The organism is Rhodopseudomonas parapalustris (genome assembly GCF_053772255.1).
Genome location: NZ_JAMKBZ010000033.1, coordinates 38401 through 58332, shown reverse-complemented (window position 1 = coordinate 58332; position 19932 = coordinate 38401). Strand labels below are relative to the sequence as shown.

The following is a 19932-nucleotide window of genomic DNA, read 5'->3' as shown; positions in this document are numbered from 1 at the left end:
ACCGAATTGTTGAACATGCACAGCAATGACGGAGTGGGAGTAGCGGGAAAAGACAAAGGGCCGGATCGCGATGATCCGGCCCTTGTTGTTTATAACCGTTGTGAGACGAGGCCTCGCCGCAGCGGCAGCGCGCACCTCTCCCGCTTGCGGGAGAGGTCGACGCGCGAAACGCGGCGGGTGAGGGCACTCCTGTCCGCGCTTGCTGAGTCAGTGCCTGGGGCGCCCTCACCCCACCCCTCTCCCGCAAGCGGGAGAGGGAGCCGGCTGTGCTCGAGGCCGGAGACCTCGTCTTCTCAAAGAGTCAGTAACTGACTACGCCGCCGCCTGCTTCTTCGGGGCGAAGCGGTGGTAGAAGGTGTCGCCGGTCTTGGCCATGTCTTCGAGCAGCTTCGGCGGGGTGAAGCGCGAGCCGTATTTGCCCTCGAGCTTGTGGCACAGCGCGACGAACTCCTTGGTGCCCATGAAGTCGATGTAGCTCAAGGTGCCGCCGGTGAACGGCGCGAAGCCGAAGCCGAGGATCGAGCCGACGTCGGCCTCGCGCGGGTCGACGATGACGTTGTCCTCGACCGTGCGGGCCGCCTCCACCGCCTGCACCGCCAGGAAGCGCTGCTTCAGCTCTTCGACGTCGATGGTATCGGGATCGAGGTGCTTTGGCTGCAGCGCGGCGATGCCGTCCCACAGGCTCTTCTGCCCCTTGCCCTTCTCCGGATAGACGTAGAAGCCCTTGGCGTTCTTGCGGCCGAACCGACCCTGCTTTTCGACCAGCTCGACCATCAGCTTCTTCTGCTGCTGATCGACCGCCTGTTCGCCGAGGTCGGCTTCGGTCGCCTTCATGATCTTCAGGATCAGATCGAGCGCCACCTCGTCGGCCAGCGACAGCGGGCCGACCGGCATGCCGGCCATCTTGGCGGCGGTCTCGATCATCGGCGCCGGAACGCCTTCCATCAGCATCTCGAGACCTTCGGCGGTGAAACGCAACACGCAGCGGTTGGCGAAGAAGCCGCGGCTGTCGTTCACCACGATCGGGGTCTTGCCGATCTGGCGGGTGTAGTCGAGCGCGGTCGCGAGCGTGACGTCGCTTGTGTTGTTGCCGAGGATCACTTCGACCAGCATCATCTTCTCGACCGGCGAGAAGAAGTGGATGCCGATGAACTTCGACTGATCCTTGAACTCTTCGGCCAGCGAATTGATCGGCAGCGTCGAGGTGTTGGAGGCGAAGATCGCGCCTTCCTTGAGCAGCGGCTGCGCCTTGGCGTAGGTTTCGGCCTTCACTTTCCGATCCTCGAACACCGCTTCGATCACCAGATCGGCATCCGAGATCGCGCCAAAGTCTGCGGTCGCGGTGATGCGCGACATCAGCGCGTCGCGGTCGGCCTCCTTGGCGCGGCCTTTCTTGATGAGACCTTCGATGACCGACTGGCAATGTGCCTTGCCCTTGTCGGCGCTCTCCTGGTCGCGATCGATCAGCACCACTTCGATGCCGGCCTTGGCCGAGACGTAGCCGACGCTGGCCCCCATGAACCCGGCACCGATGATGGCGAGCTTCTTGACCTTGGTCGGCGGCACGCCCTGCGGGCGGCGCGCACCCTTGTTCAGCTCCTGCATCGACAGGAACAGGCTGCGGATCATCGCCGCCGCTTCCTTGGTCTGCAGAACATGCGCGAAGTAGCGCGACTCGATTCGCAGCGCGACGTCGATCGGCACCAGCAGGCCCTCATAGACGCAGCTCATGATCGCGCGCGCGGCCGGATAGTTGTCGTAGGTCTCGCGGCGGTAGATCGCATTGCCCGCCGGGAACATCATCATGCCCTGCTTGGAGAACACCGGGCCGCCGGGCAGCTTGAAGCCCTTTTCGTCCCACGGCGCCACCGCCTTGCCGCCGCCCTTGATCCAGTCCTTGGCGGTCTTGATCAGATCGGCCGCCGGCACCACGGCGTCGACCAGCTTCAGCGCCTTGGCCTTGTCGAGCTTGATCTGATCGCCCTTGAGCAGAATCGTCATCGCGTTCTGCGGATCGACGATGCGCGGAATCCGCTGGGTGCCGCCGCCGCCCGGAAACAGGCCGACCTTGATCTCGGGCAGGCCGAGCCGGGTCTTCGGATTGTCGGCTGCGACGCGATAGTGGCAGGCCAGCGTGACTTCGAAGCCGCCGCCGAGCGCCAGACCGTTGATCGCCGCGACCCACGGCTTACCGCAGGTCTCGATGCCGCGCAGAATCTGCGACAGCTTGCGGCTCTCGTCGAACAGCATCTTCTGGGCAGCTTCTTCGCCCTTCTCTTTGCGGATCTGGGCGAACTGCTGGTTCATGCTTTCCAGCATCGACAGATCGGCGCCGGCGCAGAACGCGTCCTTGGCCGAGGTGATCACCACGCCCTTGACCGCGGCGTCCTTGGTGGTCGCTTCCGCGATCGCGCCGAGCTCCTCGATCGTCGTTGCGTCCAGCACATTCATCGACTTGCCGGGCAGGTCCCAGGTGACGAGCGCAATGCCGTCGGCGTCGGTCTCGACTTTGAAGTTCTTGAAGGTCATCTGATTAGCTCCTTCGCTGCCAGCAGCCATTACGGCGCGGCGGTTGTTGTTCATCTCCCCTCCCCCGCAAGGGGGGAGGGAGCAGGCCGGCGCGCGTGGCGCGGCCCGCCGCGCTATCGAATACTCACACCCGCTCGATGATGGTGGCAGTGCCCATGCCGCCGCCGATGCACAACGTCACCAGCGCGGTCGCCTTGCCGGTGCGCTCCAGCTCGTCGAGCACGGTGCCGAGGATCATGGCGCCGGTGGCGCCGAGCGGATGGCCGAGCGCGATCGCGCCGCCATTGACGTTGATCTTGTCGTTGTCGATCTCGAACGCCTGCATGTAGCGCAGCACGACCGACGCGAACGCCTCGTTGAGTTCGAACAGATCGATGTCGCTCTTCTTCATGCCCGAGCGCTCGAACAGCTTGTTGGTGACGTCGACCGGGCCGGTCAGCATCATCGCCGGCTCCGAGCCGATATTGGCGAAGGCGCGGATTTTCGCACGCGGCTTCAGGCCGTGCTTCTCACCGGCTTCCTTGCTGCCGAGCAGCACCGCGCCGGCACCGTCGACGATGCCGGACGAGTTGCCGGCATGATGGACGTAGTTGACCTTCTCGACTTCCGGATGCGACTGGATCGCCACCGCGTCGAATCCGCCCATCGCGGCGATCGGCGCGAACGACGGCTGCAGCTGCGCCAGCGACTGCATCGTCGTCGAGGGGCGCATGTGTTCGTCCTTAGCCAGGATGGTCAGGCCGTTGATGTCCTTGACCGGCACCACCGACTTGTCGAACCGGCCTTCGTCCCAGGCCTTCGCGGCGAGCTGCTGGCTGCGCACCGCATAGGCGTCGACGTCGTCACGCGAGAAACCGTATTTGGTGGCGATCAGATCCGCCGAGACGCCCTGCGGCATGAAGTAGGACGGAATCGCCATCGACGGATCCATCGGCCAGGCACCGCCCGACGCGCCGAGGCCGATGCGGCTCATCGATTCGGCGCCGCCGCCGATCACCAGCTCGTGCTGACCGCTCATGATCTGTGCCGCGGCGAAGTTCACCGCATCGAGGCCCGAGGCGCAGAATCGGCTGATCTGCACGCCGGGCACTGCTTCGCCGAGCCCTGCATTCATCGCGGCGAACCGCGCGATATCCGAGCCCGCTTCGCCGACCGGATCGACCACGCCCATCACGACGTCGTCGACCACGTCCTTCTTGATGTTGTTACGCTCTTTCAGCGCCTTCAGCGGCACGGTGGCGAGCGCCAGCGCGGTCACCTCGTGCAGCGAGCCATCGGCCTTGCCGCGGCCGCGCGGGGTGCGAACGTGATCGTAGATATAGGCTTCGGGCATAGGGTCTCTCCCGTTTCGGTCCGTGCTCAGCATGCCGGACGAATTGAACAATCGCGTGTCGGGGCGTCATTGCGAGGAGCGGAGCGACGAAGCAATCCGGACTTCGTGCGCGGCTTGGATTGCTTCGCTACGCTCGCAATGACGGTGGAGTTGGTCAGAACGCTTCCGCCGGCAGTTCCATCAGCGTGCCGCAGCCGGCTTCGATCCGGGTCAGCCGCAGCGCGGTCTCCGGCAGCATCCGTTCGGCGAAGAACCGGCCGGTGACCAGCTTCCTGGTCAGGTAGGGCGTCGCGCCCTCGGCCGCGATCTTGTCCTGCGCCACCTTGGCCATCTTGGCCCACATGTAGCCCATCGCCACCAGGCCGAAGAGATGCATGTAGTCGGTGGCGGCGGCGCCGGCATTGTCGGGCTGCGCCATGGCGTTCATCATCAGCCAGGTGGTGGCCTTCTGCAGGTGGCCGAGCGAGGTCGACAGCGGTGCGACGAACGGCTTCATCGCCTCGTCGCCGCCGTGCTCCTTGGCGAAGGCACCGACCTCGGCGAAGAACGCCATCACGGCGCGCCCGCCGTCACGCGGCAGCTTGCGGCCGACCAGGTCGAGCGCCTGAATGCCGTTGGCGCCTTCGTAGATCATCGCGATGCGGGCATCGCGGACGAACTGCTCGACGCCGTTGGCGGCGATGTAGCCGTGACCGCCATAGACCTGCTGGGCCGCGACCGCATTGGCGAAGCCGCCGTCGGTCAGCACGCCCTTCAGCACCGGCGTCATCAGGCCGAGATGATCATCGGCCGACTGGCGCTCCTTGGCGTCGCTGGAGCGATGCGCGACGTCGCTCTTCAGCGCGGTCCACAGCACCAGCGCCCGCGCCGCCTCGTTGAAGGCGCGCATCGTCAGTAGCGCGCGGCGGATATCGGGATGCACGATGATCGGATCGGCCGGCTTGTCGGTCGCCTTCGGCCCCGACAGCGCCCTGCCCTGCAGTCGTTCGCGCGCGTATTCGACGGCATTCTGATACGCGACTTCCGACTGCGCCAGGCCCTGCACGGCGACGCCGAGGCGAGCCTCGTTCATCATCACGAACATGCCCTGCATGCCCTTGTTCTCTTCGCCGACCAGCCAGCCGGTGGCGCCGTCGTAGTTCATGGTGCAGGTGGCGTTGCCGTGGATGCCCATCTTGTGCTCGATCGAGCCGCACATCACGCCGTTGCGGGCGCCGACGGTGCCGTCCGGGTTGACCATGAATTTCGGCACCACGAACAGCGAAATACCCTTGATACCCGCGGGCGCGCCTTCGATCCGCGCCAGCACCAGATGGATGATGTTGTCGGCCATATCGTGCTCGCCGGCCGAGATGAAGATCTTCGTACCGGTGATTTTGTAGCTGCCGTCCGCCTGCTTCACCGCCTTGGTGCGCAGCAGACCGAGATCGGTACCGCACTGCGGCTCGGTGAGATTCATGGTGCCGGTCCATTCGCCGGACACCATCTTGGGCAGATAGGTCTGCTTCTGCTCCGGCGAGCCGTGCACCGTCAGCGCCGCCGCGGCGCCCATGGTCAGCCCCGGATACATCGCGAACGCCATGTTGGCGGAATTCAGAAACTCCTGCACCGTCTGGGTCAGCGTGATCGGCAGCCCCTGGCCGCCATATTCGGTCGGCGACGACAAGCCCATCCAGCCGCCTTCGGCGATCTGCTTGTAGGCGTCCTTGAAACCCTTCGGCGTGGTGACGCTGCCATCGTCGTTGCGCTTGCAGCCTTCGTGATCGCCGACCGCGTTGAGCGGGTGCAGCACTTCCTGGCTCAGCCGCGCCGCCTCGTTGATGATCGCGTCGCGCACATCGGCAGCGGCATCGGCGAACCCGGGCAGATTGTTGTAGCGATCGAACTGAAAAACGTCGTTGAGAAGGAAGCCGACTTCTTCAACCGGGGCCTTGTAGATCGTCATGCGGGTCTCTCGATCGGGATCAGGTGTGAAGTATGCGCCGCCCGAACCAACTTCAGACGACGGCGTGATGAATTCGACCAGTCGCTGCCGCGCTTATTGCCGCGCCAGCTGTTCTCCCATCAAACGATGCAGCAGGTTGATCGCTTTCAGGGGTCTTACCATGACCTTGAAGTGGGTAATACGCCCGTCGTCGGCGAATGTAATGATGTCGACGCCGTTGATCTTGATGCCGTCGATCACGTTCTCGAATTCGAGCACGGCGCCGTTATCGCTGCGCCATTCGCCCACATAGGTGAAGCCCGGTCCGCCGAGCACCTTCTCGGCGCCCTTGAGATACTTGAACACAATGTCGCGACCGACCTGCGGGGTGTGAACCACCGGGCTTTCGAACACCGCATCGGGATGCAGCAGATCCCACAGTGCCGCTGCATCGTGGGACTTCATGAAGGCATACCAAGCGTCGAGCCCGTTCAAGGCCATTAGCAGTTCTCCGGATTGGCGAGACTAGAAGGCGGCGAAGACGCAAGGCGGAGCGGATGTTCGACCATCATCGGCCGAGACATCAAGCGCTATGACGCCGCGGCGCGCGCACGCGCCGACAGGTCTGCAAATTTTCGAGAAATACCGGGATGATGGATCGGAACAGGTCGACCATCGGCCGCTGGACCAACATGGCGTGCACGAGCGCTCCTCCGATGTGATGATTTCCAGCGGCCGCAGAACCGCAGCCTGCCGGATCATCTCCATACATCTCTGAATGGCATCTAATCGCGCGGCTTGGCCGTGTCAATACACGCGTGTATGGTACCTATATGGATTCGGATACCAAAGACCGGCTGACACGCGCGGACTGGCTCGCCCACGGGCTGCGCACACTCGCCCGCCACGGCGCCAATGCGCTCAAGGTCGGCGATCTCGCGGCCGGCCTGGACGTGTCGCGCGGCAGCTTCTACTGGCACTTCAAGGACGCGACCGACTTCCGTACCCAGCTCCTGCAGCTCTGGAAGGAGCGTGTGACCGAGCAGGTATTTCGCGACATCGATGCGGCGATCGTCGGCCCGGCCCGGCTCACGCATCTGATGAAGCTCGCCTTCAACGAGGACCGGAGCCTCGACCGCGCGATCCGCGAACTCGCCGCGACCGATCCGGCCGCCGCCCAAATGGTCGCCTCGGTCGATGCCCGGCGGGTCGAGTATCTCTCCAAGCTGATGATCGAGGCCGGGGTCGAGAGCCGCCGGGCTCGGCCACGGGCCGAGTTCCTGTACTGGGCCTATATCGGCCAGACCGCGGTGATGAACCCGTCGCTGAACGCGGTCACCGAATCCGACATCGACGACCTGAGCGCCCTGTTTACCCGAGCGGGCTGATAGCGAGTTCTGCGGTAATATTCGGCGCCACAGCAGCGCGCGACGCCTGGAAAATCACTGGGAAACCGCGGACTTTCGCCTCGATCGTTAAGTTTCTCTGCCGACCGCCCCGATCCTTAACCCGCTATTTACCCTAACGGGAAAAAGTCGACCCAGAAGCAGACTCCCGCGTCGTGTCGATGTTCGCTGGAACGGAACGCGGAATGTTTGCAGGCGCGGCCGTGGGCCGGCTCGGGTGCGGACAAGGGCATGAATCGCGTGTCGTGGAGTATCGAGGAGATCGAGCCGTCAGTGCGCGAGAAGGCCGAGGCCGCCGCGAAGCGCGCCGGTATGTCGCTCACCGACTGGATCAATGCTCAAATCGGCGAAGCTGCGCCGCAGCCTGCGGCCGATCGCCCGCACATCCCCGGCCGCCCGACGATGCCGGAGCGCAGCGCCAGCGAAGTCGCTGAAATCCATCAACGGCTCGACGCCATCGCCCACCAGATCGATCGCATGTCCCGCACCCCGGCGCGCAGCGAGCCGCCGGTCGCCCGTCAGCTCAACGACGCGATCTCGCGGCTCGACGCCCGCCTGGCGCGGATCACCGAGCCGAAGCAGACGCAGCGGCCAGCCGAGGCCGCTGCGGTGTCGCCGCAGACGCCGACCGACCGCGTCGAACGCGCCGCTGCGCAGGTGTATCCCTCGCCGACGCTCGACCCGAACGCGCTCGACAAGGCCGTCGCCGAAATCGCGGCCCGGCAGAGTGAGCTCGACGCCGCGGCCAGCCGGATGCCGCGACAGCCGGCATCGTTTGCGCCGCCGATCGCGCCGGCGATGACCCCGCCCGCGGGGCCGGACTTCAACAGCCTGGAGCAGCAACTCCACAAGATCACCAGCCAGATCGACGCGCTGCAGCGTTCGGACAAGGTCGAGCAATCGATCGCCGCATTCCGCGCCGATCTTGCCGAGATCCGCCAGACCATCACCGAGGCGATGCCGCGCAAGGCGATCGAGTCGCTGGAAGGCGAGATCCGCTCGCTGGCGCAGCGGCTCGACGAGAGCCGCGCCAATGGCAGCGACAGCGAGGCCATCGCCGGCATCGAACGCGCGCTCGGCGAGATCCATGGGGCACTGCGCTCGCTGACGCCGGCCGAACAGCTCGCCGGATTCGACGAGGCGATCCGCAATCTCGGCGGCAAGATCGACATGATCGTCCGCAACGCCGACGATCCCGGCACTGTGCAGCAACTCGAAAACGCCATCGGCGCGCTGCGCGGCATCGTCTCCAATGTCGCCTCCAACGAAGCGCTGACGCAGCTCAGCGCCAACGTCCACACGCTCGGCGAGAAGATCGAGCAACTGGCCCAGGCCGACAGCCACAGCATCTCGTTCGCCGCGCTGGAGCAACGCATCTCGGCGTTGACCGCGGCGCTCGAAAGCCGCGAGCGCCCGGCGCCCAGCGAATCCACCGAGCAGCTCGAAAGCGCGGTGCGCGCGCTGTCGGAGCGGATCGACCATCTGCCGATCGGCAACGACGATCAGTCGGCGTTCGCACATCTTGAACAGCGCGTCGCACATCTGTTGGAGCGGATGGAAGCCGCGACCGAGCAGCGCGGCAGCAGCGCCAATCTCGGCCGGGTCGAGGAAGGGTTGCAGGACATTCTGCGGATGCTGGAGCGCCAGCAGTCGCAGTTTTCACTGCTGAGCGAGGTAGACCGCAGCCCGGCGCCGGCGCTCGATCCGAGCTTCGTCGACACCATCAAGCGCGAACTCTCCGACATGCGCTTCAGCCAGTCGGAGACCGATCGCCACACCCAGGATTCGCTCGAGGCGGTACACAACACCCTCGGCCATGTCGTCGACCGCCTGGCGATGATCGAAGGCGATCTGCGCGCGGCCCGTGCCGCCCCGCCACTCGCGCCACCGCCGGTCTCGGTCTCGGAGCCGGCCAAGCCGGCTTTCCTCGCTGCCGCCCCGATCGCCTCCACTCCGGCCGAGCCGGTGGTGGCGCCGATTCAGCCGCAGCCGGAGATGGCCAATCCGGCCGCCGAGCCGTTCGCGGCCGCCCCGCGCGAATTCAGTTCGGTCAAAGCCCCCGCCGAACCGGCCCCGGTCGCACCGGCCCGCGCTCCGCGCGCTTTCCACGATCTGCACGAACCGGCCGCAGGCCCACAGCAGCCCGCCAAGGTCGAGCCGGTGATCGCCGTGCCGCAGCCGCCGCGGCGCGAAGCCGCGTTGCCGCCGGATCATCCGCTCGAACCCGGCACCAAGCCGCCGGGCCGCGTGTCGCCGTCCGAGCGGATCGCCGCGTCCGAAAGCGCGCTGAGCGATATCGCGCCGGCGCAGCCCGAACCGGCCAATGCCACCAGCTTCATCGCGGCGGCGCGGCGCGCCGCGCAGGCGGCCGCATCCGCCGGATCCGGCAACGCAAAGGCCAAACCCGGCAAGCCCGGCAAACCGAAGCACGACAGCGACAAGCCGGATCCCGACGGCGGCACGCCGGGCTCGACGCTCGGCTCCAAGGTCAAATCGCTGCTGGTCGGCGCCAGCGTCGTGGTGATCGTGCTGTCCAGCTTCCACATGGCGATGAAGCTGTTCGACAGCGGCGACGCGCCGCCGGTCGCCAGCGTCGGCGCACCGAAGTCCGCGCCGGCACCGGCACCTGAAAAGCAACTTGCGCCGGAGGATGACACCGACAGCGATCCGACCGAGCCCGCTGCACCGCCGGCGGTCGCCCCGGTCACTCCGCCGCCGTCGATGATCTCGCCGACGCCCGTCGAACGGCAGTCGCTGTACCCGCCGACGCCGGCAACGCCATCGGCAGCACCGCAGGCCGCGCCTGCGGCGACCGCCGCCGCCAACGACATCACCGGCACGATTCCGTCGTCGTCACCGAGCGCACCGCCGCAGACATTCGGCACCATCGCAATCCCCGCGGCCGAACGCCTGCCGGACGCGATCGGCGGCCCGGCGCTGCGCCACGCCGCTCTGAAGGGCGACGCCGCAGCGGCCTACGAGGTCGCCCTGCGCTATGCCGAAGGCAAAGGCGTGCCGGTCAATTACGACGAAGCGGCCAAGTGGTATCAGCGCGCAGCGGACGCCGGCGTCACGCCGGCGGTCTTCCGGATCGGCACCCTTTACGAGAAGGGGCTGGGCGTGAAGAAAGATCTCGATATGGCGCGCAAGCTATATTCGACCGCTGCCGACCGCGGCAACGCCAAGGCGATGCATAATCTGGCGGTGCTGTACGCCGACGGCGGCAGTAAGGGCGCGAACTACCGGACAGCCGCCGCCTGGTTCCGCAAGGCGGCCGAGCGCGGCGTCACCGACAGCCAGTTCAACCTCGGCATCCTGTATGCCCGCGGCATCGGCGTCGATCAGAACCTCGCCGAGTCGTACAAATGGTTCACTCTCGCCGCTGCCCAGGGCGACGAGGACGCTGCCCGCAAGCGCGACGATGTCGGCAAGCGGCTCGACCCGCAATCGCTGGCGGCCGCCAAGCTGGCGATCCAGACCTTCACGCCCGAACCGCAGCCCGACGCCGCGGTGAAGGTGGCGGCTCCGGCCGGCGGTTGGGACGAGCAGCCCGCCACCGCGGGTAAACACGGCTCGGCGAAGCGCGCCGCGCGCTGAGCCTCGGCGTTCGCCGGTTGGATGGTGACGTCGCGGCCGGGACGAAAAAATCCCGGCCGCGACAGATTCAGGAATCCCGGCGCGAACTAATTTCGGTTATGCAGGGTTGCGGTTCGGATCGACCGCCGTCTGGCGCGCATCCCGCGACCACGGGGCTCGGCTCGGCGGCTCGGATCCGCGCCCGATCGATCCATCGAGCATCTCGACGCCGAACCGGTGCCCGCTTCGACGAGAGTGCTCTCGTGCCAGCGAGAACTCCGAAGCGAACCGCGCGTGCAGCTTTATCTCCCGATCGCCGATATTCCCGTCAACGTCCTGCTCGTGCTGGCGATGGGCGCCGCGGTGGGGTTCGTGTCGGGGATGTTCGGCGTCGGCGGCGGCTTCCTGATGACGCCGCTGCTGATCTTCATCGGGATCGCCCCGGCCGTCGCGGTGGCCTCGGTGACCAGCCACATGGCCGCCTCGTCGTTTTCTGGTGCGCTGTCGTACTGGCGGCGCCGCGCGATCGATCCACTGCTCGCCTTCGTCTTACTTTGTGGCGGCATCGCCGGCACCGGACTCGGCGTCTGGTTCTTCGTGCTGATGCGCGCGGTCGGCCAGCTCGATCTGGTGATCGCGGTGTCCTACGTGGTGCTGCTGACCGCGGTCGGCGGGTTGATGGTGTACGAAGGCATCCGCGCCATCCGCCGCACCAGCCGCGGCGAGGTCGCGCTGGCGGGCCGCTCCGGTAACCGCAACTGGCTGTACGCGCTGCCGTTCAAGGTGCGGTTCAAGCGCTCCAAGATCTATCTGTCGGTGCTCCCGGTGATCGCGATCGGGGTTTTGATCGGCTTCATCGGCGCGGTGATGGGCGTCGGCGGCGGCTTCATCCTGGTGCCGATGCTGATCTATCTGCTGCGGGTGCCGACCAGCACCGTGGTCGGCACATCGATGGTGCTGACCCTGGTGACGATGCTGATCGCCACCGTGCTGCACGCCGCCACCAGCCATCTGGTCGATGCGGTGCTGGCGCTGATTCTGATGATCGGCGGCGTCGCCGGCGCACAGTTCGGCGCCCGTGCCGGCCAGCGCATCCGCGGCGAACAGCTCCGGCTGCTGCTTGGCCTGCTGGTGCTGGCGGTCGGCATCCGTTTCGCGATCGAGCTTGGCATTCGTCCCGCTGAGCTGTTCACGCTGCGTGAACTGGGTCCGGCGTGATGGCGCGGCGGCCCGCCTCGCTCCGCGCGCTGGTCGCCGCCGCGCTGCTGGCGATGCTCGTGCCGTTCGCCGCGCCGGCGCGTGCCGAGCGGCTGATCGTGTCGGTGTCCAACGCCCGCGTCACTGTCACGCCGAACTATTCGGGCGGCGAACTGGTGCTGTTCGGCGCGATCGAGAAGGACCATCCGGCGTTCACCGAGACTGCCAAATACGATCTGGTGATCACCGTGCTCGGCCCGCGCGCCAGCATGGTGACGCGGCGCAAGGAGCGCAAATTCGGGATCTGGATCAACACCGACTCGCGCGAATTCCTGATGGTGCCGAGCTATCTGGCGGTGTTCTCCAACCGGCCGACCGATGTGATCGCGCCGCTCGAAGTGCGGCGGCGGCAGCAGCTCGGCATCAACCATGTGCTGCTGACACAGCGGATCGGCACCGACTATGCCGACGTGGTCGCCGACGACCAATTTCGCAAAGCCTTCGTCCGGCTGCTGGAAGACCGCAAGCTGTATCGCGAGGACGCCGCGGCGGTGAAATTCCTCACCCCGACGCTGTTCCGCACCGGAATTCCGCTGCCGGCCGAAGTCCCGATCGGCAGCTACGACATCTCGATCAAGCTATTTGCCGCCGGCGAATTGCTGACCGAGACCGACACCTCGTTCGAAATCGCCAAGATCGGCTTCGAACAGTTCGTCGCCACCGCGGCACGCCAGCACGGCATCATCTACGGCCTGGTCACAGCGCTGATGGCGCTTGCGACCGGCTGGATGGCATCGGTCGTGTTCCGAAGGGACTAACGCGCCCCCGTCATTCCGGGGCGCTCGCGCAGCGAGCGAACCCGGAATGACGGCGTGTGGGGCCAGTTAAAGCAAATACCCCACCGCCATCGCGATGACGCTGAGCCCCATCGCCGCGGTCGACAGCCAGCCGAGCCAATACAGCGGGCCGCGCACGGTGAAGCGGTGCATCACGTCGCGGCGCCGGGCGATCAGCATCAACAGCACCATCACCGGCACCGCGAGCACGCCGTTGATCACCGCGCTCCAATACAGCGCCGAGATCGGATTGATCGGCGCGAAATTGATGATGATGCCGAGCACGGCCGACAGCGCCAGCACGCTGTAGAACGCCACCGCCTGCTTCGGCTTGCGCGCCAAGCCGACCGGCCAGCGCCGCCCCTCGCCGACCGCATAGGCCGCCGAGCCCGCCAGCACCGGAATCGCCAAAAGGCCGGTGCCGACGATGCCGAGTGCGAAGATCCATTCCGCGAACGGGCCGGCGATCGGCTTCAGCGCCTCGGCGGCCTGTGCCGAGGTCTCGATGTCGGTCCGGCCGCTGGCGTGCAGGGTCGCAGCCGCCGTGATGATGATCGCCAGCGCGATCAAATTCGAGAACGCCATGCCGACGATGGTATCGGCGCGGATGCGCTGGAATTCCCGCGGCGCATCCTGCGGCGATTTCGTCAGCGGCTTCTTGTGCGGATCGATCCGCTCGTCCTCGGCCTCCTGCGAGGCCTGCCAGAAGAACAGATAGGGCGAGATCGTGGTGCCGAGGATGGCCACGATGGTGGTGAGATAAGCGCTGCTCCAGGTGAGCTGGGGGATCAGCACGCCGGCCGCAGCCTGCGGCCAGTCCACCTTCGCCACGGCCAGCGCACCGACATAGGCGAACAGGCACAGCGTCAGCCATTTCAGAACAGCCACGTAGCGCTTGTAGTCGAAGAAGATCTGCGCCAGCACCGAGATCGCGCCGAACGCCACCACGTAGAGCAGCGGGTGGCCGCCGATCAGCAGCTTGGTGGCGTCGGCCATGGCGGCGAGGTCGGCGGCGATGTTGATGGTGTTGGCGGTGAACAGCAGCACGACGATCGCCGCCAGCAGTTTGCCGGAATAGTGCCGGCAGACGTTGCCGGCGATGCCGTGGCCGGTGACGCGGCCGACCCGGCCGGAGATTTCCTGGATCGCCACCATCAGCGGGAAGGTCAGCAGCATCGTCCAACTGATGCCGTAGCCGAGCTGTGCGCCCGCCTGGCTGTAAGTGCCGATGCCGGAAGGATCGTCGTCGGAGGCGCCGGTGATCAGGCCGGGCCCGAGCGTCTTGAAGAAGCCGCGGAGCCGGAAGCTCTCGAGCCGCTGGACCTTGGGGACGTCGCCGCTCGCAGGCGTGATGAAATCGGGATGTTCGGCATCGCCTTTGGCGTTGTTCTTCACACTGGGTCCCCGGCTCGCCGATCTCGACCACAACGTAGCCGAGGCCGGCCGGTTCCGGTAGCGGAACGAGCCGCCCGATCACGCCGCCGGCACAACTCTCTTGGCCGGACGTGTCACCAGATAGATGCCGATCGCGACCGGGATCACGCCGAACAGATCTCGGAGGTCGATCGATTCACCGAGCACCAGCCAGGCAAACAGCATCGCCAGCGGCGGCATGACGAAGTGCCAGGCGCTGGCGGCGGTCGCGCCGTACAGAGTCAGCAGTCGGAACCACAACCAATAGGCGACGATCGAACCGCCGAGCACCAGGAACGCGAAGGCGCCTGCAAGCCGCCAGCTCGGCACGATGTCGCCGACGCTCGACAGCGAGAACGCGAGCGGCGTCAGCACCAGTCCCGCGGCGAGATTCTGAATGCCGTTGCCGATCCACAGGCTGCCGTGCGGCGCCAGGCGCTTGAACAAAATGGTGCCGGCGACAATCGACGCCAGCGAGGCCAGCGTGAAGCCAATGCCGTGCCACGCCTCGGTGCCGATCGCGATGCGGTGCCAGACGATGAACGCGACGCCGGCGACGCCGAGCACCAGGCCGGCGACCTTCCGCCAGGTCAATGCCTCGTGCAGCACCAGCGCCGCCAGCACTGCGGTGAACACCGGATTGGCGCTGACGATCAGTCCGCCGATGCCGGCCGAGACGGTCTGCAGGCCGACATAGCCGAGGCCGAGATACAGCGCGTTGTTGATGATGCCGAGCAGCGCGCACAGCGCGACGTCACGCGGGCGCAAATTCCAGTGCTCCCGCATCAGCACGGACAGTCCGAGAATCAGCACGCCGGCGAGCGTGAACCGTCCTGCCAGCAGGATCAGCGGCGGACAATCGGCGACACCAGCCTTGCCGGCCACAAAGGCGAAGCTCCACAGCGCGCAGAACAGCGCGATCTGCAGCGGGCGGGTATTGAATCCGGCGGTCGCGAGCGAGGTGGTGGGCGCGAGTGACATCGGTGGCCTCCTGAAGACCTCTCCGGTCTAGGCGCTCGCGTTGTCATCGGGAAATTAAATGATAAGATCAACGTCAGTGGATTCTCAAATGGCACCCCTGCAATGCTCGACCTCGAATTGCTGCGCAGCTTCGTCTCGGTCGTGGAGGCCGGCGGCTTCACCCGCGCCGGCGAACGCGTGCACCGGACCCAGTCGACCGTCAGTCAGCAGATCAAGCGGCTCGAGGACGACCTCGGCCAGCAACTCCTCGACCGCAGCGGCAAGGATGTGCTGCCGACCGAGGCAGGCGAGCGGCTGCTGTCCTACGCACGGCGCCTGCTTGCACTCGCCGAAGAGGCACGCGACGTGGTGGGCCGGCCGAGCACCGAGGGCGCGGTACGACTCGGGATTCCGGAAGACTTCGCGCTGTACCGGCTGCCGCGGCTGCTCGGCAGCTTTTCGCGCGCGCGGCCCGGTCTGCGGCTCGATGTCCGCGCCGACCAGAGCCTGAATCTGAAGCGCGATCTCGCACGCGGCGATCTCGATCTCGTGCTGTTCAAGCGTGAAGCCGGCGGCTCCGACGCGATCGCGGTGTGGCCGGAGCGGGTGTATTGGGTGAACAGCAAGAACCACCCCTGCAACGCCAAGGCCGACAGCCTGCCGCTGATCTTCTTCCCCGGCGGCTGCCTGTATCGCACCCGCGCGATCCATGCGATCGAAGCCACCGGGCGGCGCTGGCACATGGCGTACAGCAGTTCGAATCTCGCCGGCATTCAGGCGGCGGTCGCCGCCGGGCTCGGCCTGTCGATCCTGTCGGAAATCTCGATCCAAGCCGATCACCGCAAGCTCACCGCGCGCGACGGCTTTCCGCCGATCGAGCGCACCGAACTGGCCCTGATCGCCGCCCCGCACGCCAGCCCGGCGACGCTGCGCCTCGCCGAAACGCTGGCCGAATTCTGCGACCAGCTTCACGCCAAGGCGGCGTGAGACATTCTGCGGCTTGAGGCCCGTCAATCGTGTCGACCTCTCAGCGGGTCATTCCGGGGCGCGCGTAGCGCGAACCCGGAATCTCGCCCAACATCGCAGCCGTCGAGATTCCGGGTTCGCTCGCTTTGCGAGCGCCCCGGAATGACTCGTAGATAGTTCTGGGATCAGCAGCAGCGCGTAGCGGCGATGGCGTGGAGGCGGTTGTCGCCGAGCACATGGGCGGTAAAGGCGGCGCCGCCGAACAGCCGAGCGAACGCGGCATCGCGAATGTTGAGGCCGCCCGTATAGGCGCCGAATGCCGGCATCACCACGCGCATGCCGTCACCTGCAAAGCAGCGCCGCTCGATGCTGCGGCCGCGGCGGCTGACCCGTGCCTTGGGATGCAGATGGCCGGCGATCTCGCCGCAGGCGCCAGTCGGCTCGTGACGGAACGCGACCGCGCCGATCGCAACTTCGCGGGCGACGCTGCCGCCGAGATTGCACGGCAGCTCCGGGTCGTGATTGCCGGCGATCCAGATCCAGTCGCGCCGCGCCTGCAGTGCGCCGAGGATCGCGCGATTGGCGTCGGACAGCCGATCATGCGCGTCGCGGTCATGGAAGCTGTCGCCGAGCGCGATCACCAGCTTCGGATCGAACCGCGCGATCACCGCCCCTAGCCGGCCGAGCGTCGCCACTGTGTCGTAAGGCGGCAGCAGTACCCCGCGCATCGCGAAGCTGGAGCCCTTTTCCAGATGCAGGTCGGAGACGACCAGCAGCCGCTCGTCTTCCCAATACAGCGCACCCGCCAGATCGGCGACCAAGGTCACGCCGGCGATGGTGACGACCGGTGCGGGATCGGGTTCGTAGAGAGTGCGGCCGGCCAGCAAAACAATCCACCCGTAGGATGGGTTGAGCGAAGCGAAACCCATCGATTCAATGCGCGCGTCTGATGGGTTTCGCTTCGCTCAACCCATCCTACGTGGATCCCATCGCCTCGCGCACCAGTTCGTCGGCGGCTTCGGCGAGCAGGGCATCGGAGGCCTCGCCGTACACGGCTTCGCGGCCGATTTCCAGCATCACCGGCACCGCCAGCGGCGACACCCGGTCGAGTTCCTTGTGGACGATGCGCCCGTTGATTCGCATCAGCATATCACTGAGCCGGCGCAGATCGAGCAGGCCGGTGGCGGCGTCGGCGCGGGCGGCGCGCAAGAGCACATGATCGGGCTGGTGCTTATTGAGCACATCGTAGACCAAATCAGTCGAGAACAGCACCTGGCGCCGCGACTTCTCTTCACCGGCGAACCGTCGCGCGATCAGCCCGGAGATGATCGCACAATTACGGAAGGTGCGCTTCATCAGCGCCGACTCCGCGAGCCAGGCTTCCAGATCGTCGCCGAGCATGTCGGGGTCGAACAGCGCGCCGAGATCGAGCCGGCCCTGACGGATCATCTGCGACATGTCGCCGAGTCCCCAAACTGCCAGCGCATATTCGTTGGCGACGAAACCGAGCGGCCGGGCGCGGGCACGTTCCAGCCTGCGCGTCAGCAGCATGCCGAGCGTCTGATGCGCCAGCCGCCCCTCGAACGGGTAGCACACGAGATAGTATTTGGCGGCGCGTGGAAACGTCTCGATCACCAGCTCGCGCCGCGCGGGCACGCGCGAGGCTTTGCTCTGCAGCGTCAGCCAGTCGCGGACTTGATCGGGGAGCCCCTTCCAAGCCTTCTGATTATCGAGCAGACCGCGAACGCGCTCGGCAAGATACGTCGACAGCGGAAATTTGCCGCCGATATAGGACGGCACCCGGGCGTCCTTGTCGTGGACGCGCGAGACGTAGACCTGGTCCTCCATCAGCGCCTCGTAGCGCACCACCTCGCCGCCGAACACGAAAGTGTCGCCCGGCGTCAGTCCCTCGATGAAGTACTCCTCGATCTGTCCGAGCATCCGGCCGCCACGCGCAATCGCGCCGGTCGAACCGCTGCCCTTGGCGCGCGACGAGCGCACCAGCTTCACTTTCAGCATCGACTCTTCGACGATGGTGCCGACGTTGAGGCGATAACTCTGGCGCACTTTCGGATTGGCGACGCGCCAACGGCCTTGCTTGTCCTGCTTGATCTTCGCAAAGCGTTCGTAGCTCTTCAGCGCGTAGCCGCCGCTGGCGACAAAATCGAGCGTGTCGTCGAAATCGGCGCGCGACAGATCCGCATAGGGCGCGGCGCTGCGGATCTCCTCGTATAAATCATCGGCCAAGAAGGGCTCGCCGCAGGCACAGCCGAGAATGTGCTGCGCCAACACGTCGAGCGCGCCCTTGCGCTGCGGCGGGGTGTCCTGCGCGTTTTCGGCAACCGCGTCGATGGCGGCTGCGCATTCCAGCACTTCGAAGCGATTGGCCGGCACCAGCACCGCGCGCGAGGCTTCGTCGATGCGGTGGTTGGCACGGCCGATCCGCTGCATCAGCCGCGATGAGCCCTTGGGCGCGCCGACATTCACGACCAAATCGACATCGCCCCAGTCCACGCCGAGGTCGAGCGACGAGGTGCACACGACGCCGCGCAACTTGCCTGCTGCCATCGCGTCTTCGACCTTGCGGCGCTGGCCGACGTCGAGCGAGCCGTGATGCAGCGCGATCGCCAGGTTGTCGTCGTTGATCCGCCACAGCTCCTGAAACAGCATCTCGGCCTGGCTGCGGGTGTTGACGAACACCAGCGTGGTTTTGTTGGCTTTGATCAGATCGTAGATTTCGGGCAGCGCGTGACGCGCCGAATGCCCGGCCCAGGGCAGCCGCTCGCGGGTATCGAGCATCTCGACGATCGGCGGCGCGGCACCACCGGCGACCACGATGTCGGCCTGTTCTCCCTCTCCCACAAGGGGAGAGGGGACAAAGGGCTGCGGCACCAGAAATCGCGCCAGCTCTTCGGGATCGGCAACCGTCGCCGACAGGCCAATGGCGCGGAGCTGCGGCGCGATCCGCCATAGCCGGGCGAGGCCGAGCGACAGCAGATCGCCGCGCTTGGACGTCACCAGCGCATGCAGCTCGTCGAGCACGATCCGCCGCAGGGTGCCGAACAGATACGGCGCGTCGTCGGAGGCGAGCAACAGCGCAAGCTGCTCCGGCGTGGTGAGCAAAATGTCCGGCGGATTGCGCCGCTGCCGCGTCCGCCGCGACACCGGGGTGTCGCCGGTGCGGGTTTCGACCCGGATCGGCAGCTTCATCTGCGCGATCGGCGTTTCGAGATTGCGGGCGATATCGACCGCGAGCGCCTTGAGCGGCGAGATGTAGAGGGTGTGGAGGCCACCGCGCTGGGCTCTTGTTCCTTCTCCCCGCATGCGGGGAGAAGGTGGCGCGGCAAGCGCAGCTTGGCGCGCCGGATGCGGGGGCGTCTCGGCAGCACGCGCCGCGTCGACAAGTGAAGGCTCATCAGCCCCCTCACCCGACTGACCGGCTGTGCCGGCCAGTCGACCTCTCCCCGCAAGCGGGGAGAGGTTAAGCCGCGACGCAGTGCTCAGCTCCACCAGCGACGGCAGGAACCCGGCCAGCGTCTTGCCCGCGCCGGTCGGCGCGATCAGCAGCGCCGAGCGCTGCGCGTGGGCTTTTTCCAGCAGCGCCAATTGATGGTCGCGCGGCGCCCAGCCGCGCGCGGCGAACCAGCGCCGGAACAGCTCGGGCAACAGGCCGGAATCGGCGACGGGTTCGGCGAGACTCACGCCGTCAAGGTAGGCATTGCCGAGGCGCGGGTCGAGATGGCGCCGCCGGAAACGCAAAACGCCCGCCAGAAGGCGGGCGTTACGGGACGG

13 protein-coding genes are annotated in these 19932 nt (G+C 66.5%); 5 read left to right on the top strand and 8 right to left on the bottom strand.

The features are described from left to right. Nucleotides 1-312 precede the first annotated feature (312 nt). The 4 genes from M9H71_RS21755 to M9H71_RS21740 all read right to left on the bottom strand — a co-directional run bounded on the left by M9H71_RS21755 (nucleotide 313) and on the right by M9H71_RS21740 (nucleotide 6287). Nucleotides 313-2529 carry a 3-hydroxyacyl-CoA dehydrogenase NAD-binding domain-containing protein gene (locus M9H71_RS21755; protein ID WP_455406981.1) on the bottom strand — a complete coding sequence of 739 codons (2217 nt, stop codon included), beginning with the start codon at nucleotides 2527-2529 and terminating at the stop codon, nucleotides 313-315. A 124-nt stretch (nucleotides 2530-2653) separates the two neighbouring features. After that, entirely contained in the window at nucleotides 2654-3862 is a 1209-nt protein-coding gene (locus M9H71_RS21750; RefSeq protein ID WP_013500764.1) for an acetyl-CoA C-acetyltransferase, read from the bottom strand. Nucleotides 3863-4016: 154 nt separating this feature from the next. Next, nucleotides 4017-5807 carry an acyl-CoA dehydrogenase C-terminal domain-containing protein gene (locus tag M9H71_RS21745; RefSeq protein ID WP_455406980.1) on the bottom strand — a complete coding sequence of 597 codons (1791 nt, stop codon included), beginning with the start codon at nucleotides 5805-5807 and terminating at the stop codon, nucleotides 4017-4019. Between the two features lie 93 nt (nucleotides 5808-5900). After that, the gene (locus M9H71_RS21740; protein ID WP_455406979.1) at nucleotides 5901-6287 is read right to left on the bottom strand and encodes a nuclear transport factor 2 family protein; all 387 of its coding nucleotides are present in this window, start codon (nucleotides 6285-6287) and stop codon (nucleotides 5901-5903) included. A gap of 332 nt (nucleotides 6288-6619) precedes the next feature. On the opposite strand from M9H71_RS21740, the gene M9H71_RS21735 reads away from it, so the two are divergent. The 4 genes from M9H71_RS21735 to M9H71_RS21720 all read left to right on the top strand — a co-directional run bounded on the left by M9H71_RS21735 (nucleotide 6620) and on the right by M9H71_RS21720 (nucleotide 12783). After that, entirely contained in the window at nucleotides 6620-7174 is a 555-nt protein-coding gene (locus M9H71_RS21735; RefSeq protein ID WP_455406978.1) for a TetR/AcrR family transcriptional regulator, read from the top strand. Nucleotides 7175-7423: 249 nt separating this feature from the next. Next, nucleotides 7424-10789: a hypothetical protein gene (locus M9H71_RS21730; RefSeq protein ID WP_455406977.1), complete on the top strand. Its 3366-nt coding sequence runs from the start codon at nucleotides 7424-7426 to the stop codon at nucleotides 10787-10789. Between the two features lie 273 nt (nucleotides 10790-11062). Then, the gene (locus M9H71_RS21725; RefSeq protein WP_455406976.1) at nucleotides 11063-11986 is read left to right on the top strand and encodes a sulfite exporter TauE/SafE family protein; all 924 of its coding nucleotides are present in this window, start codon (nucleotides 11063-11065) and stop codon (nucleotides 11984-11986) included. Beyond that, nucleotides 11986-12783, top strand: coding sequence for a TIGR02186 family protein (locus M9H71_RS21720; protein WP_455406975.1), 798 nt, complete (start codon nucleotides 11986-11988; stop codon nucleotides 12781-12783). The genes M9H71_RS21725 and M9H71_RS21720 overlap by 1 nt, the downstream gene beginning before the upstream one ends. Before the next feature lie 66 nt (nucleotides 12784-12849). Here M9H71_RS21720 and M9H71_RS21715 read toward each other — a convergent pair whose 3' ends face one another. Together M9H71_RS21715 and M9H71_RS21710 are read right to left on the bottom strand one after the other, a co-directional pair. Further along, nucleotides 12850-14154 carry an Nramp family divalent metal transporter gene (locus tag M9H71_RS21715; RefSeq protein ID WP_455406987.1) on the bottom strand — a complete coding sequence of 435 codons (1305 nt, stop codon included), beginning with the start codon at nucleotides 14152-14154 and terminating at the stop codon, nucleotides 12850-12852. 120 nt (nucleotides 14155-14274) lie between these two features. Then, nucleotides 14275-15195 carry a DMT family transporter gene (locus M9H71_RS21710; RefSeq protein ID WP_455406974.1) on the bottom strand — a complete coding sequence of 307 codons (921 nt, stop codon included), beginning with the start codon at nucleotides 15193-15195 and terminating at the stop codon, nucleotides 14275-14277. 102 nt (nucleotides 15196-15297) lie between these two features. Here M9H71_RS21710 and M9H71_RS21705 point away from each other — a divergent pair, with 102 nt between their 5' ends. After that, nucleotides 15298-16161 (top strand): LysR family transcriptional regulator, encoded by an 864-nt coding sequence (locus tag M9H71_RS21705; protein ID WP_455406973.1) that lies wholly within the window; start codon nucleotides 15298-15300, stop codon nucleotides 16159-16161. 164 nt (nucleotides 16162-16325) lie between these two features. Here M9H71_RS21705 and pdeM read toward each other — a convergent pair whose 3' ends face one another. Both pdeM and M9H71_RS21695 read right to left on the bottom strand, forming a co-directional pair. Then, on the bottom strand, nucleotides 16326-17069 hold the full coding sequence (pdeM, locus tag M9H71_RS21700) for a ligase-associated DNA damage response endonuclease PdeM (RefSeq protein ID WP_455406972.1): 744 nt from the start codon (nucleotides 17067-17069) through the stop codon (nucleotides 16326-16328). A gap of 46 nt (nucleotides 17070-17115) precedes the next feature. Beyond that, entirely contained in the window at nucleotides 17116-19842 is a 2727-nt protein-coding gene (locus tag M9H71_RS21695) for a ligase-associated DNA damage response DEXH box helicase (RefSeq protein ID WP_455406986.1), read from the bottom strand. Nucleotides 19843-19932 lie beyond the last annotated feature (90 nt).

Coding starts and splice junctions, on each gene's coding strand:
- M9H71_RS21745 (WP_455406980.1), bottom strand. CDS start 5,807: ATGACGATCTACAAGGCCCCGGTTGAAGAAGTCGGCTTCCTTCTCAAC.
- M9H71_RS21735 (WP_455406978.1), top strand. CDS start 6,620: ATGGATTCGGATACCAAAGACCGGCTGACACGCGCGGACTGGCTCGCC.
- M9H71_RS21755 (WP_455406981.1), bottom strand. CDS start 2,529: ATGACCTTCAAGAACTTCAAAGTCGAGACCGACGCCGACGGCATTGCG.
- M9H71_RS21705 (WP_455406973.1), top strand. CDS start 15,298: ATGCTCGACCTCGAATTGCTGCGCAGCTTCGTCTCGGTCGTGGAGGCC.
- M9H71_RS21730 (WP_455406977.1), top strand. CDS start 7,424: ATGAATCGCGTGTCGTGGAGTATCGAGGAGATCGAGCCGTCAGTGCGC.
- M9H71_RS21720 (WP_455406975.1), top strand. CDS start 11,986: ATGGCGCGGCGGCCCGCCTCGCTCCGCGCGCTGGTCGCCGCCGCGCTG.
- pdeM (WP_455406972.1), bottom strand. CDS start 17,069: ATGGGTTTCGCTTCGCTCAACCCATCCTACGGGTGGATTGTTTTGCTG.
- M9H71_RS21740 (WP_455406979.1), bottom strand. CDS start 6,287: ATGGCCTTGAACGGGCTCGACGCTTGGTATGCCTTCATGAAGTCCCAC.
- M9H71_RS21710 (WP_455406974.1), bottom strand. CDS start 15,195: ATGTCACTCGCGCCCACCACCTCGCTCGCGACCGCCGGATTCAATACC.
- M9H71_RS21750 (WP_013500764.1), bottom strand. CDS start 3,862: ATGCCCGAAGCCTATATCTACGATCACGTTCGCACCCCGCGCGGCCGC.